A 14,969-nucleotide genomic window follows, 5' to 3' on the forward strand; every position below is an offset into this window, starting at 1 on the left:
TAATAGAGTTGTAGATTATTTTACTTGAAATTCTGTTAAAAGGAAACCGTTGGCCAGAGTTCTAAATTCAGCTGTTTGAGCTTCGGCCCAAGGGGTGTCACGGCCTAATTCTTTTGCTAATAATTGAGCAACTTTTTCAGAAGAATCAATCGCTGCTCTTGCGTCTAAAAACAAAAGTCGCACGCGTCTGGCCAATACATCTTCAATGGTTCTAGCCATTTCGAAACGAATAGCCCAAGCCACTTCTGCCATGGTATAATCATAATCAGGATGTAGTTTCTCTTTTAATAAAGGCTCGTCTTCCTGTAATTTCAGTATTTTAGGAATGTCAGTTCCATAAATGTATAAATGATTCTCTCGGTCTGTTACGGAAGTTATTTTATTGCCGTGGATAGCGATGTGTTCCGTTTTACATCCTTTTTTAGGTAAATTATGGACTTTGATGGCTTTGCCAATAACGTCTTCAGCGATTTTTCGGTACGTAGTCCATTTTCCTCCGGTGATGGTGATTAATCCGGTATCCGAAACAATTATTTTATGACTTCTGGAAACTTCTTTGGTACTTTGTCCTTTTTTTTCTGGCGCTGCCAAAGGTCTTAAGCCTGCAAATACGGATAAAACATCGCCTCTTGTTGGTTTTTTCTCTAGAAATCTTTGAGCAGTTTCTAAAACGAAATCAATTTCTTGTTCCAAGGCAATTGGCTCCAGACTCGATTTTTTAACCAAAGTATCGGTGGTTCCTACCACAATTTTATCATGCCACGGCACTGCGAATAAAACGCGTCCGTCACTTGTTTTTGGAATCATTAAAGCATGTTCGCTTGGTAAGAACGATTTGTCAAAAACCAAGTGAATCCCTTGGCTTGGAACAATATATTTCTTGTATTCCAAATCATTCATTTTCATGATTGAGTTGGTAAAAACCCCGGTAGCGTTAATAACGGCAGTTCCGTTTAATTTATATTTGGTGCCGGTTTCTTTATCTTCAAATTCTACTCCCGTAACTTGGTTTTTATCGTCTTTCAATAAATTAATCACTTTCGAATAATTCAAAAGCGTAGCTCCTTTTTCAACGGCTGTTTGCGCAATGTTGATTGCCAAACGCGAATCATCAAACTGTCCGTCTTGATATACAACGCCGCTAACCAATCCTTTTTGTGTAATGGTCGGAAGCAATTCTATTGTTTTTTTTCTGGACACATATTTAGAAGCGCCTAAGCTTAATCGTCCGGCTAACATATCGTATATGGTTAATCCTACGGTATAGAAATAACCGCCCCACCAATTATAATTTGGAATCACAAAGGATTGGTTTTTCACCAAGTGACCAGCGTTTTGTGCCATTAGGCCTCTTTCTTTTAGGGCTTCGCGTACCAAAGCAATGTCTCCTTGTTCTAAATACCGAACCCCACCATGAACTAACTTTGTGCTTCGACTGGAGGTTCCTTTGGCAAAATCAATTGATTCCAACAGTATGGTTTTGAAACCTCTGCTAGCTGCGTCTAGCGCTATTCCTAATCCGTTAGCACCACCGCCAATGATAATTACATCCCAATTTTTGGTTTGTGTAAGTTGAATTAATTGTTCTGATCTTTTCATTTTATTGTTTTTATACCGTAACACAATATTTCGTTTTACAAACATAACGAAATAAATCGAAACAAAATGAAACTATTCAAAATAACCTGTTTTATTTTTTATTTCTAAAAGAATACCTATCTTTATTTCAATATTTAAACAGTAGTATGACTATAATTAATATCAGACAGGAACTAATAATAGAGGAATTAAATCAAAAAGGGTATGTTCATGTGGTGGAGCTGTGCGAAACACACAAGGTTTCGTCCGTAACCATACGGAAGGATTTGAGTTTTTTAGAAAGCAAGAATCTGTTGCATCGTACCCATGGAGGCGCTAGTAAACAGCCCATTTATGCGTTTGAAAGAAATGTAAGTGATAAAGAATTGCTTCAGGTAGAGCAAAAGAAGCTTATCGCAAGAGCGGCTTTGAGTTACATTAATGACAATGATTACATCATTATGGGCTCCGGGACTACGATTCATAATTTATCTAAAGTGATGGGGGGCTTTCAAAAATTAACTGTACTGACTCCTTCGCTTAAAGTTTCTTTAGAGCTCTGCAAACATTCGGAAATTGATACCATTCAACTGGGTGGTGATATTAGAAAAGCATCAACTTCAGTTGTGGGTGCTATTGCTGAAGGAATTTTGAGCCAGTTTTCCTGTAATAAATTATTTATTGGAACTGATGGGCTTCATTTAGAGTTTGGTTTAAGTACTTCAAATGCTATGGAAGCTCATTTGAATCAAGCGATGATTGATGTAGCCGAAAAAGTAATTGTTTTGGCCGATTCAACTAAAATGAATGTCAGGGGTTTTGGTAAAATCTGCAATGTAGAAAAAATTGATGTTTTAATTACCGATGAAGGTATCGATATCGAAACTAAAACGAAACTGGAAGAAATGGGGTTGAATGTCGTTGTTGTGTAAAAGGGCTTCTTTTAAGTTTTAAGTAACAATCATTGTATAATGGGGTGTTTTAAAATTAGAGAAAATGATGGAACAAGTTGATTTTAAGATACTATTGGCTATGTTTTTTGTTTTGACTTGACGACTTTTAAACTTTTCACATACTTAATTGCAGTTGGATTTTAGGAAATAGATCATAAAAAGGCAGTATTTTTAATAAAACCGCAGTGATTTATTTTTTTTAAAGTATAGGATTCAAATCATTCAAAACTTGCAACTGAATGATTAAATTGACTTTTAAAATTTAAAAAACTTAAAATTTAAAAAAATCTTCTACTTTTGCCGACATAAACAATCGGAATATGGCAAAGAATTTAGTTATAGTGGAATCACCTGCAAAGGCAAAAACAATCGAAAAATTTCTAGGAGCAGATTTTCAGGTCGAGTCAAGTTATGGGCACATTGCTGACTTGCCGTCTAAGGAAATTGGTGTTGATGTAGAAAATGGCTTCAAACCCAAATACGAAGTTTCTGCTGATAAAAAAGCATTGGTTACTAAATTAAAAGGACTTGCTAAAAAAGCTGAAATGGTATGGTTAGCAAGTGATGAGGATCGCGAGGGAGAAGCTATTTCTTGGCATTTAGCCGAAGAATTAAAATTAGACGCGACCAAAACCAAGCGGATTGTTTTTCATGAAATCACTAAAACTGCAATTCTAAAAGCCATTGATAATCCACGAGAAATTGATTATAACTTAGTCAATGCGCAGCAAGCGCGTCGTGTATTAGATCGATTGGTAGGTTATGAATTATCTCCTGTACTTTGGAGAAAAATAAAGGGAGGGCTTTCGGCAGGCCGTGTGCAATCAGTATCAGTTCGTTTGATAGTGGAACGGGAACGGGAAATTCAAAACTTTAATGCTGTAGCTACGTATTCTGTTGTGGCAGAATTTACTAATGAAACCGGTAAAATATTCAAAGCCAAACTGCCTAAAAATTTCAATACTAAAAAAGAAGCCGAAGATTTTTTAAATAGAAATATAGGTTCTACATATAAGGTAGCCGATTTGGAGACTAAACCTACCAAAAAAACACCAACAGGTCCGTTTACCACATCAACATTGCAACAAGAAGCCGCTCGTAAATTGTATTTGCCGGTAGGAATTACCATGCAACTGGCGCAACGCCTGTATGAAGCCGGACTGATCACGTATATGAGAACGGATAGCGTGAATTTATCTAAAGATGCGATGGAAGCGGCTCAGGCTGAAATTATTAAATCCTACGGAAAAGAGTTCTCTAAACCTCGAACTTTTGTCAATAAAAGTAAGGGAGCACAGGAAGCACACGAGGCAATTCGTCCTACGGATATGTCCCGTCATACGGTAAATATAGACAAAGATCAAGCGCGTTTGTATGACTTGATCTGGAAAAGAACCTTGGCTTCGCAAATGAGTGATGCACAATTAGAACGTACTAACGTGAAAATTGAAGCGAATAATCATGGTGAAATATTCACGGCTTCCGGAGAGGTTTTGCTTTTTGAAGGTTTCTTGAAAGTATACCTTGAAGGGCATGATGACGATGAAGAAGAGCAGGAAGGCATGTTGCCGGCAATGAAAGTCAATGAAAAATTACAAAACAATTACATCTCAGCAACCGAAAGATATTCTAGAGCGCCTGCAAGATATACCGAAGCTTCATTGGTAAAAAAATTAGAAGAGTTAGGAATTGGTCGTCCGTCTACCTATGCGCCAACAATTTCTACGATTATCAACAGGAATTATGTAGAAAAAGGAAATCTGGACGGGCAAGAAAGAAATTACGTGCAATTGATGTTGCAATCCGGAAAAGTAGCAGCGAAGGTGCTGAAAGAAAACACCGGATCTGATAAAGGAAAATTAGTTCCTACAGATATTGGAACAATTGTTACGGATTTCTTGGTAAAGAATTTCGGAAATATTTTGGATTATAATTTCACTGCAAAAGTCGAAGAGGATTTTGATGAAATAGCGGAAGGAAATATTGAGTGGACTAAAATGATGCAGGAGTTCTACGATAAATTTCACCCTATAGTGAAAGATGTAGAGGCCAATGCAGATCGTGAAAGCGGGGAGAGAATTCTTGGAACCGATCCAAAAACAGGAAAGCCGGTTTCGGTTCGTTTAGGAAAATTTGGACCAATGGCTCAAATTGGTGCCGCTGATGATGATGAAAAAAAGTTCGCCAGTTTGATGAATGATCAAAATATTGGGAACATCACTTTAGAGGAAACGCTGAATCTATTTTTATTACCAAAAAATCTTGGAGAATATAAAGGCGAAGAAGTTGAGGTAAGTAATGGTCGTTACGGCCCTTATATTCGTCATGGTGCGGCTTTTGTTTCTTTGCCAAAAGGAGAAAATCCACTGGATGTTGATTTTGAAAGGGCTCAGGAATTAATCGATGAAAAGGCTATTGCCGATGCTCCAATTGCCGTTTATAAAGGCGAAGGTGTTCAAAAAGGCGTTGGTCGTTTTGGTCCCTTTATCAAATGGGATGGCTTGTTTATTAATGTAAGTAAGAAATATAATTTTGATGATTTGTCTCAAGTTGATATAGAAGCATTGATTGAAGATAAATTGCAAAAAAATATCGATAAAGTATTGCATAATTGGGAGGATGAAGGTATTCTGGTCGAGAAAGCCCGCTGGGGTCGCTCTGTAATCACCAAAGGAAAACTCAAAATTGAATTGAGTAAAGACGTAGATGCTGCCAAATTAACATTGGCGGAAGTCCAAGAAATGATTGCCAAAAAAACGCCTGCTAAAAAAGTAGCCGCCAAAAAAGCACCAGCAAAGAAAGCAGCTGTCAAAAAAACAGCCGTTAAGAAACCTGTCGCAAAAAAGTAATTAGTCACTAATTCCGGTTTCATCGCTCTTTGTTAAGAGTTGTGATTAAGGGAAAAAAATATAAAAATGGAATTTGATTTTCTAAAGCCCGTTGATGATGAAATCCTGGAATATATAAATGGATTGACTTCACAGCAACTGGGCGGTAAAATTGTGTTGCATACCCAGGAACAATTCCCTGATTTAAACAAGATTAAAATTGCCGTACTAGGTGTTTTAGAAAACCGAGGCAATGCCAATGCGGTGTCCACTGTTGATTTACTCTCGGTTAGGAAAGAATTATATGGATTATTTCCTGGAAACTGGGATGCATCTATTGCTGATTTAGGTGACATTCTTGCTGGAAACTCTACGGAAGATACCTACTTTGCCTTAAAAAAAGTAACAGCAAGTTTAATAAAAAAGAAGATTATTCCTATTGTTATTGGGGGTTCTCAGGATCTGACCTATGCTTTGTACAGAGCGTATGATGATTTAGAACAGATGGTGAATTTAGTTGCTATCGATAATAAGTTTGATTTTGGAAAAGAGAATGAACAGGCCTCGGCCACTTCTTATTTGACAAAAATAATTATAGACGAGCCGAACAATCTCTTTAATTATTGTAACATAGGCTATCAAACGTATTTTAATTCGCAAGAAGAAATAGATTTGATAGAGAAATTGTTTTTTGATGCCTATCGATTAGGGGAGGTTTCGAATAATATAGCTATATCTGAACCTGTTTTCAGAGATGCAGATGTGGTCAGTATTGATTTAAATGCTGTGAAATCATCTGATTCTGGCAATTTTAGTTCATTTGCACCCAATGGTTTTAACGGGAAAGAAATATGCGCGCTGTCACGATATGCAGGAATAAGTGATAAAGTTTCCGCATTGGGGATCTTTAATCACAATAATTCCGCACAAGAATCAGTGATCATAGCACAAATAATTTGGTATTTCATAGAAGGCTTTCATTATCGCTCGCATGAGTATCCTTTTGGAAGTAAAGAAAACTACTTGAAATATATAGTTCCCATGGAAGAAGAGGATCTTGTTTTTTATAAAAGTGATAAAACAGACCGATGGTGGATCGAAATTCCATTTATTTCAAATGTTAATAATAAATTAAAAAGAAACACGTTATTACCATGTTCTTATGAAGAATATTTAATGGCTTGTAATCAGGAATTGCCCGAAAGATGGTGGAAAGCGCAGAGGAAAAACATCATTTAGGATAATTTTATGCTTATTTATTCTTTTTTTATAAAATAGAGTTTGTTTAGTTTAAAAAAATTGTTTTTTTAAAAAATAATAAATAGGTTTACACCCTTAAAAATAATGAATATATAACCAAATTTATATGAAGAAGTTCATTGCATTTACGTCAATTTTGACCCTTTTAATTGGCTGTGGTAAATCAAGCGACAGAGGAGAACTAGTTGGTATTAATGGAGGGAAATGGCATCCGGAAAAACCTCTTGGAATGGCATTAATCCCAGGTGGCGCTTTTATAATGGGTAAGTCAGATGCTGATTTAGCCAATGTAGAGGACGCTCCAACAAAAACAGTTACGGTTCGCTCCTTTTATATGGATGAAACGGAAATTACCAATAGTGAATACCGTCAGTTTGTAGAGTGGGTAAAAGACTCTACAATGAGGGTGAGATTAGCGATTATGGCTGATATGAGCGGGCAAACTGCTGATGCAGGTGCTGCTAAAGGTAAAAATGCTGGAAGCATTGGTGACTATGCTTTTAATGACTCAGATCCTGAAAAAATGACGGCTTATGATAAATATATGTATGATAATTATTACAGTGTAGGTACTGCTGACGATCCTTATGCAGGCAGAAAATTAAACAAAAAAGTAAAACTAATTAAAGATACTAAGCTGTATCCAGATGCTGAATATACTGAAGTGATGGATTCTATGTACTTACCGATAGAAGCTTCGTATAATGGACTAAGAACTATTGACGTAAATAAATTGAAATTCCGTTATTCTTGGATGGATATTCAGGCTGCTGCCAAAGCAAAAGACGGAAGACGAAAAGACTATATCAAAACCGAAGAAATAAATGTATATCCCGATACTAGCGTTTGGATTAAAGATTTTGCCTATTCCTACAATGAGCCAATGCATAATGATTATTTTTGGCACAAAGCCTACGGAGATTATCCTGTGGTAGGGGTCAAGTGGACTCAAGCGAAAGCATTTTGCGCCTGGAGAACATTATATAAAAACAGCCATATCAAATCAAAAAAGAAAGGACAAGACTTAATCAATTCTTTTCGATTGCCAACCGAAGCAGAATGGGAATATTCAGCCAGAGGAGGTTTAGAATCTGCTACTTATCCTTGGGGAGGGCCATATACTAAAAACGACAGAGGTTGTTTCTTGGCAAATTTCAAACCCAACAGGGGCGATTATGCAGCAGATGAAGCCTTGTATACTGTTGAAGCAAAATCGTATGAACCAAATGGTTATAATTTGTATAATATGGCAGGAAATGTTTCGGAATGGACCGATTCTTCTTATGATCCAAATGCGTATGAGTATGTATCGTCAATGAATCCAAATGTTCAGGATACTTCAAATAAACGCAAAGTACTGCGCGGTGGTTCATGGAAAGATGTTGCTTATTTCCTACAGGTAGGTACAAGAGATTATGAATATGCTGATTCAGCCAGGAGTTATATAGGTTTTAGAACCGTTCAGGATTACATGGGAGTTCAAACTACCGGAATCGGAAAAAAGAGATAATTAAAACAAACCAAATCTATTCATTTTTTAAAAACACTATTATGGCATTATTAAGTAAGAAAGCAATGAATTTCGCATACGGCATGGGAGCTGCTGTTGTAATCATAGGCGCACTATTCAAAATCACCCATATTGAATTTGGTTTTATTACAGGAAATTTAATGCTAACTATAGGTCTTGTTGTAGAAGCAGCCATTTTTGCGCTTTCTGCCTTTGAACCGGTTGATAATGATTTGGATTGGACTTTAGTATATCCGGAATTAGCTAACGGTCAGGCTAAACCAGCAACTAAAAAAGTAGAAACACCATCTGATGCACAAGGATTGTTGTCTCAAAAATTAGATATGATGTTAAAAGATGCCAAAATTGATGGGGAATTAATGGCTAGTTTAGGTAATAGCATCAAAAATTTCGAATCAGCAGCAAAGGGAATTGCCCCAACAATAGATTCTATTACATCTACTAAAAAATACAGCGAGGAGTTGACTTTGGCTGCAGCCCAAATGGAGTCATTGAACAGTCTGTATAAAATACAACTACAAAGCGCCTCCAGAAATGTACAAATTAATGAAGAAGTTGCTGAAAACAACCTAAAATTAAAAGATCAAATGCAGTCATTGACTTCAAACCTATCCTCTTTGAATAATGTATATGGTGGAATGCTTTCTGCAATGAATAATAAAGGATAATTAGTTTCAAACTATAAAAAAATATTAAACTAATTATTTAGAAAATATGGCAGGAGGAAAACTAACCCCTAGACAGAAGATGATTAACCTAATGTATTTGGTTTTCATCGCAATGTTAGCATTAAATATGTCCAAAGAAGTGTTGTCTGCTTTTGGATTAATGAATGAAAAATTTGAAGGGTCAAACGCTTCAGCCCAACAATCAAACGCTCAAATGTTAGCTGGATTAGATGCGAAAGCAGCGGAAGCAGGTGGCGAATTTGCTGCAGCGGCCATAACAGCTCATAAAGTAGAAGTGATAACAAAAAATTTTTACGATTATATTGGACAAATAAAAGCGGAAGTTTTAGTAGGAACCGAAGTGGATCCGGAGACGGGTAAACTACCGTATGAGGCTATGGACAAAGGAGATAATATAGATAATTTATGGTTCAGTCCCGCAGGTTACTCCGCTAAAGGAAAAGAAGTTATTTCAACAGTTGAAAAGTATAAATCGGACATGAAGTTGGCTTTGGGTGATAATAAAAAATTAGCGCCAATTTTATCTGAAGTTCAAGCTAAGTTTAGTTTGGCAGATGTTAAGAATAAAGACGGTATAGTGATACCTTATTTAGATTATCATTTTAAAGGCTTTCCAGCAGTTGCTTCTTTAGCTAAACTATCTGCTTGGCAGAATGATGTTAAAAAAGCAGAATCAGATGTGTACAGTACGGCATTAGGTAAAGCGGCGGTTGCAGCGGCATCTTACAGTAATTATCAAGCTATCGTTGTATTGGATAAAAATGCTTATTTCCAGGGCGAACAGGTTACAGGTAAAGTAGTTTTGGGACGTTATGACGAGAATACCAAACCAACAAGTGTTACTGGTGCTAGGTTAGATCCGGCTACGGGACAAGCTAAGATTGCTTTAACAGCTGGTGGTGTAGGTGAACAAAATATTGCAGGACAATTTACGTTTGTAGAGGATGGTAAAACAATCCCTTTAACATTCGCTGGAAAATATGTTGTTGTGCCAAGACCTAATTCTGCAACAATTTCAGCAGATAAGATGAATGTCGTTTATAGAGGCGTATCCAATCCTATGACTATTTCCTTTGCAGGTATTCCGGATAATGCTGTTAATGCTTCTGCTCCAGGTTTATCAAAGGTAGGCAACGGTAAATACGTTATGAATCCTGGTGGTGGTAATGAAGTTATTGTCAGCGTATCAGGAAAAATGTCTGACGGAAAAGTGGCTACTGATAAAAAAGTTTTCAGAATCAAAGGTATTCCGGGGCCAGCTGGAACTATTAGGGGAGAAACAGGTGTTGTAAAAGGACCAAAATCAAATCTTGAAATTGCAACTATTGGAGCTAAATTGGAAGATTTTGATTTTGAAGTTGGTTTAAATGTAGTTGGTTTTAATTTAAAAGTTACCGGACAGCCGACAGTAGTTGTATCAGGAAACAGATTAAATGCGCAATGTAAGGCCGTATTATCAAAAGCAGGAAGAGGTGATCAAGTGACCATTTCTGAGATTAAAACCAAACTTGTTGGTGCAGGAAGCTACTTATTGCCAAGAACAGCTCCAGTAATTTTTGAAATACAATAATTAGTACGTTTTTATATAAACCTACTTCAATATCTTATAATGATACTATGATGAATGTAAGAAATTTTTTAATCGCTATAGTCTGTTCCACAGGAAGTCTTGCTTCGGTTGCACAATCTAATTTGCTTAATGCAAAAACTCCTGACGAGATAGGTCTAAAATCTGATGCACAATTAATTTCAGATAACGATAGGCCTTTGTCCTATGGATATGTGCATGATAGAGATGTTTTAATGGGAAAAACAACCTGGGAAATAATCGATTTAAACGAAAAGATTAATTTTTCATTGTATTTTCCTGTAGATACTGCAAATATTGGTTCGGATAGGCGTTCGTTATACGATGTGCTGACTAAAGCCATAAAAAGTGGTGAATTAACAGAAGTGTATACAGATAGTTATTTTAACACTAAAAAATCATTTAAAGACATCCAAGCTTCATTAACTCGAATAGATACTACAGACGCCGGTAGAGAACAAATAAATGCAGGGAATCAAATATCAGAAGAGTATATTCTGAGACAGGATCTTTCTGCTCAGGACGTAACACAGTATAAAATTAAGGGGTATTGGTATTTTGATAAAAGGCAGAGTGAATTAAAGTATCGTTTATTGGGTATTTGTCCAGTGACTCCGGATGTTTATACGATGAATAGTGATCAAAAAGATTATATTGAGTTGTTTTGGGTGTTTTTTCCAGCAGCAAGAGATGTGTTGCATGATGCCAAAGCATTCAATGATAAAAATTCAGCGATGCCGATTTCATTTGATCAAATCTTAAATTCAAGACGTTTTAATAGTTTTATTTACAAAGAAGAAAATGTTTATGGAGACAGATCCATTGAAGAGTATATGAAAGATAATGCCCAGAATCAGTTGTTAGAATCCGATCGAGTGAAAGAGAAAATTCGCAATTTCGAATCTGATATGTGGAATTATTAATTTCAGTTTTTTTACTATAAACGCAAAACTCTTACTGTGATGGTAAGAGTTTTGTGTTTTAATGTATTTACTTTGTCTTTAGTTTAAATTATATTTCTTCAAATGATTGATTATTTAATAATTGGTTCAGGTTTAGCGGGTATTTCATTTGCAGAGGTTGCGCTGCGAAATGATAAAAGTATTTTATTACTGGATAATAATTCTCAAAATTCTTCAAGAATCGCGGGGGGGTTGTATAACCCTGTTATTTTAAAACGATTCAGTGAGGTTTGGCAGGCACAAGAGCAATTAGTCTTGATGAATGAATTTTATGCGCTGTTGGAAAAAAAATTAGAATGTACCGTAGATTTTAAGAGACCTATTTTGAGAAAATTTTTCTCCGTAGAAGAACAGAATAATTGGTTTATAGCTTCGGATAAAATAAATCTTTCGCCATTTTTATCCACAAAATTGATTTTTGAGAAATTTTCTGGAATTGATTCTCCCTTTGGATACGGTGAGGTTTTGCAGACGGGTTATGTTGATACCGCATTGTTGTTGCGTAAATACAGAGACTATCTTATCCATAATAAGATGTTTCAGGAGGAGTCTTTTGATTATGAGGCGCTTCAGGTTGACTCAAATGGTATTCGGTACAAAGACATTCAAGCGAAACATATTGTTTTTGCCGAAGGCTTTGGAATGCATGGAAATCCTTATTTTAAACATTTGCCATTAGACGGTACAAAAGGTGAGCTTTTTGTCATTAGAGCACCTAATTTGCGTTTAGATGTGATCGTCAATACAAGTGTCTTTATTTTGCCTCTTGGAAATGATTTGTTCAAGGTAGGAGCCACTTACAATTGGAAAGATAAAACAGATTTACCTACTCCAGAAGGAAAAACGGAATTAGTGGAAAGAATAAAAGAGATTATTACTTGTGATTTTGAAATTGTGGCTCATTTTGCCGGAGTTCGCCCCACGGTAAAAGATAGAAGACCACTCGTAGGAACACATCAAAATTATAATTCAGTACATATTTTGAATGGTTTGGGCACACGAGGAGTTATGTTAGGTCCTGCAATGGCAAAAGCTTTATTTGACACTATTGAAAATAAAATTCCTTTAGACACTGTAATTGACATCAATCGATTTGTATCTAAAGGAAAAAAATAGTGTTATTTTTTATTTAATTTGTGATCATACGAAACAAACATGTTGATGTAAATATTCCTTGCCCATCGCAAAACAAAAGGGAATAAAATAACCAGTGATACTATTATTGCAAGGAATGCAACTTTTAGACTGGATTCGAAGAGAACAAAAGAGATGACAAAAGCAGCAATTCCTATTGCTACATTTAATCCGTAACTAACGTACATAGCGCCATAAAAAAAAGAAGGTTCAATTTGATATCTTAAACCACAATGACTGCAATTTTCGTGCATTTTCAATATTTTGTTTAGATGTAACGGATTTTTATCTAAATACATACTCTCATTCTGACATTTAGGACAAGTTCCTGTTAAAATGCTATATAATTTGGATCCTTTTTTTAACATTTGCAAAAAATTTAATTTTTCCTTTTTTGGAGTTACAAATTTACGCATTCAAAAAGGAATAAAATCACAATACATGCTTAATATACACAATTTATCCGTTTCATTTGGTGGTTCCTATTTGTTTGAAGAAGTTACCTTTCGATTGGGTGCCGGAGACCGCGTGGGTCTTGTAGGAAAGAACGGAGCGGGGAAATCGACCATGCTTAAAATGTTAGCAAAAGATTTTGCTCCAGATTCAGGTGTTATTTCTCAAGAGAAAGACCTTCGTATGGGATTCTTGCGTCAGGATATTGACTTTGAACAAGGAAGAACGGTTCTGGAAGAAGCATATGAAGCGTTTACAGAGATTAAAATTGTAGAGAAAAAGCTCGAAGAAATCAATCACTTATTGGTTACCAGAACGGATTATGAAAGTGATGAATACAGTCAAATCATTGAAGACTTATCGGATTACACCCATCGTTTTGAATTATTGGGCGGTTATAATTATGTGGGGGACACGGAGAAAATTTTACTTGGTTTAGGATTTAAAAGAGATGTTTTTGATAATCAAACCGAAACTTTTTCCGGTGGATGGAGAATGCGTATCGAATTAGCCAAGTTATTATTGCAGGCCAATGATGTTTTGCTGCTGGATGAGCCCACGAATCACTTGGATATTGAGAGTATCATTTGGTTGGAAAGTTTTCTTCGCAATTATCCCGGTGTGGTGGTAATTGTTTCGCACGATAAAATGTTTTTAGATAATGTGACAAACAGAACAATCGAAATTTCCCTTGGTAAAGCCTATGATTTCAATAAACCATATTCTCAATATTTAGAATTGCGTCATGAGATTCGTGAAAAACAATTGGCTACGCAAAAAAATCAAGCAAAAAAAATAGAAGAAACAGAGAAATTAATCGAAAAATTTCGTGCCAAAGCCTCTAAAGCCTCCATGGCACAATCGATGATTAAAAAACTTGACAAAATAGAACGTATTGAAGTAGATGAAGATGACAATTCCGTTATGAATATTACTTTTCCAGTTTCGAAAGAACCGGGACGAGTAGTTATAGAAGCTGAAAATGTGACCAAAAGCTACGGGGACAAAACGATTTTGAAAGATATCAATCTATTAGTGGAGCGTGGAAGTAAAATAGCCTTCGTAGGGCAAAACGGGCAAGGAAAATCAACTTTTATTAAGGCTATTGTTGACGAATTCGAGTATAAAGGAAATATCAAGTTAGGACATAATGTACAATTGGGGTATTTTGCACAAAATCAGGCTGAATATCTGGATGGCGAAATCACTTTGTTGCAAACGATGGAAGATGCGGCGGCAGATACGAACCGAATGAAAGTACGCGATATGCTGGGTTCTTTCTTGTTTCGTGGTGACGATGTAGATAAAAAGGTAAAAGTCCTTTCCGGAGGCGAAAGAAACCGTTTGGCGTTGTGTAAATTATTGTTGCAACCTATTAATGTTTTATTGATGGATGAGCCTACTAATCACTTGGACATCAAATCGAAGAATGTGTTAAAAGCCGCTCTTCAAAAATTTGGCGGTACTTTATTACTGGTTTCTCACGATAGGGATTTCTTGCAGGGCATGTCAAATTTAGTATATGAATTTAAAGACCAAAAAATAAAAGAATATTTAGGGGATATCAACTATTTTTTAGAACAACGCAATATGGAAAACATGCGTGAAGTAGAAAAAAAAGAGGCTCAGAAAGTAGCATCACCTAAAGAAAGCAATAAAGCATCATACGAAGATCAGAAAAAAGGAAAAGCATTACAAAACAAGTTAAGCAAGATCGAAAGCCAAATCAAGCAATTAGAAAAAGACATTCAGCAAGATGATAAAATGCTGGCTTCTAATTATGATAAACATATTGAGGATGCTAAGTTTTTTATGGCGTACAATAAGAAAAAGGCTGAGTTAGACAAATTTCTTTTAGATTGGGAAGCTGTTCAGGAAGAAATTGATACTGTGTAAAAAAGAAGAGTTCCGGTTTTGGAGGGCACTGAAAAAGTCTTTTTAAAAATTAATTGTTAATAAAAAGGAGTAGAAAACTATAGTTTTTTGCTCCTTT

11 protein-coding genes are annotated in these 14,969 nt (G+C 35.9%); 9 read left to right on the plus strand and 2 right to left on the minus strand.

Annotated elements, in window-relative coordinates; translation table 11 throughout:
• Positions 1 to 15: 15 nt before the first annotated feature.
• Entirely contained in the window at positions 16 to 1,599 is a 1,584-nt protein-coding gene (locus tag EKM05_RS09135; protein WP_126554736.1) for a glycerol-3-phosphate dehydrogenase/oxidase, read from the minus strand.
• 146 nt (positions 1,600 to 1,745) lie between these two features.
• Between EKM05_RS09135 and EKM05_RS09140 the strand changes: the two genes are divergently transcribed.
• The 8 genes from EKM05_RS09140 (at position 1,746) to EKM05_RS09175 (ending at position 12,505) form a co-directional block, all read left to right on the plus strand.
• Complete coding sequence (locus EKM05_RS09140) at positions 1,746 to 2,510, plus strand: DeoR/GlpR family DNA-binding transcription regulator (RefSeq protein ID WP_126461915.1); 765 nt, start codon at positions 1,746 to 1,748, stop codon at positions 2,508 to 2,510.
• Between the two features lie 341 nt (positions 2,511 to 2,851).
• On the plus strand, positions 2,852 to 5,380 hold the full coding sequence (gene topA / locus EKM05_RS09145) for a type I DNA topoisomerase (protein ID WP_126554738.1): 2,529 nt from the start codon (positions 2,852 to 2,854) through the stop codon (positions 5,378 to 5,380).
• Positions 5,381 to 5,446: 66 nt separating this feature from the next.
• The gene (locus tag EKM05_RS09150) at positions 5,447 to 6,598 is read left to right on the plus strand and encodes a formimidoylglutamase (protein WP_126461921.1); all 1,152 of its coding nucleotides are present in this window, start codon (positions 5,447 to 5,449) and stop codon (positions 6,596 to 6,598) included.
• Positions 6,599 to 6,725: 127 nt separating this feature from the next.
• Entirely contained in the window at positions 6,726 to 8,129 is a 1,404-nt protein-coding gene (gene gldK, locus EKM05_RS09155) for a gliding motility lipoprotein GldK (protein WP_126554740.1), read from the plus strand.
• 41 nt (positions 8,130 to 8,170) lie between these two features.
• A complete protein-coding gene (gene gldL, locus EKM05_RS09160) occupies positions 8,171 to 8,818 on the plus strand; it encodes a gliding motility protein GldL (protein WP_126461927.1) in 648 nt (215 codons plus the stop codon).
• 46 nt (positions 8,819 to 8,864) lie between these two features.
• Positions 8,865 to 10,409, plus strand: coding sequence for a gliding motility protein GldM (gene gldM / locus EKM05_RS09165; RefSeq protein ID WP_126554742.1), 1,545 nt, complete (start codon positions 8,865 to 8,867; stop codon positions 10,407 to 10,409).
• A 50-nt stretch (positions 10,410 to 10,459) separates the two neighbouring features.
• Entirely contained in the window at positions 10,460 to 11,350 is an 891-nt protein-coding gene (gene gldN / locus EKM05_RS09170; protein WP_126462161.1) for a gliding motility protein GldN, read from the plus strand.
• A 102-nt stretch (positions 11,351 to 11,452) separates the two neighbouring features.
• Positions 11,453 to 12,505, plus strand: a complete 1,053-nt coding sequence (locus EKM05_RS09175; RefSeq protein ID WP_126554744.1) for an FAD-binding oxidoreductase — start codon at positions 11,453 to 11,455, stop codon at positions 12,503 to 12,505.
• 2 nt (positions 12,506 to 12,507) lie between these two features.
• Here EKM05_RS09175 and EKM05_RS09180 read toward each other — a convergent pair whose 3' ends face one another.
• Positions 12,508 to 12,891, minus strand: a complete 384-nt coding sequence (locus EKM05_RS09180; RefSeq protein WP_126461936.1) for a DUF983 domain-containing protein — start codon at positions 12,889 to 12,891, stop codon at positions 12,508 to 12,510.
• A gap of 73 nt (positions 12,892 to 12,964) precedes the next feature.
• Here EKM05_RS09180 and EKM05_RS09185 point away from each other — a divergent pair, with 73 nt between their 5' ends.
• Positions 12,965 to 14,872, plus strand: coding sequence for an ABC-F family ATP-binding cassette domain-containing protein (locus EKM05_RS09185; protein ID WP_126461939.1), 1,908 nt, complete (start codon positions 12,965 to 12,967; stop codon positions 14,870 to 14,872).
• The last annotated feature ends 97 nt before the right edge of the window (positions 14,873 to 14,969 follow it).

The sequence above is a fragment of the Flavobacterium sp. GSP27 genome, from assembly GCF_003970395.1.
Classification (GTDB): Bacteria; Bacteroidota; Bacteroidia; order Flavobacteriales; family Flavobacteriaceae; genus Flavobacterium.

What these genes read in the sequence shown, in the direction of transcription:
- EKM05_RS09140 (WP_126461915.1), top strand. Translation starts at nt 1,746, where the DNA reads ATGACTATAATTAATATCAGACAGGAACTAATAATAGAGGAATTAAAT.
- topA (WP_126554738.1), top strand. Translation starts at nt 2,852, where the DNA reads ATGGCAAAGAATTTAGTTATAGTGGAATCACCTGCAAAGGCAAAAACA.
- EKM05_RS09135 (WP_126554736.1), bottom strand. Translation starts at nt 1,599, where the DNA reads ATGAAAAGATCAGAACAATTAATTCAACTTACACAAACCAAAAATTGG.
- EKM05_RS09180 (WP_126461936.1), bottom strand. Translation starts at nt 12,891, where the DNA reads ATGTTAAAAAAAGGATCCAAATTATATAGCATTTTAACAGGAACTTGT.
- gldL (WP_126461927.1), top strand. Translation starts at nt 8,171, where the DNA reads ATGGCATTATTAAGTAAGAAAGCAATGAATTTCGCATACGGCATGGGA.
- EKM05_RS09175 (WP_126554744.1), top strand. Translation starts at nt 11,453, where the DNA reads ATGATTGATTATTTAATAATTGGTTCAGGTTTAGCGGGTATTTCATTT.
- gldN (WP_126462161.1), top strand. Translation starts at nt 10,460, where the DNA reads ATGAATGTAAGAAATTTTTTAATCGCTATAGTCTGTTCCACAGGAAGT.
- gldK (WP_126554740.1), top strand. Translation starts at nt 6,726, where the DNA reads ATGAAGAAGTTCATTGCATTTACGTCAATTTTGACCCTTTTAATTGGC.
- EKM05_RS09185 (WP_126461939.1), top strand. Translation starts at nt 12,965, where the DNA reads ATGCTTAATATACACAATTTATCCGTTTCATTTGGTGGTTCCTATTTG.
- gldM (WP_126554742.1), top strand. Translation starts at nt 8,865, where the DNA reads ATGGCAGGAGGAAAACTAACCCCTAGACAGAAGATGATTAACCTAATG.
- EKM05_RS09150 (WP_126461921.1), top strand. Translation starts at nt 5,447, where the DNA reads ATGGAATTTGATTTTCTAAAGCCCGTTGATGATGAAATCCTGGAATAT.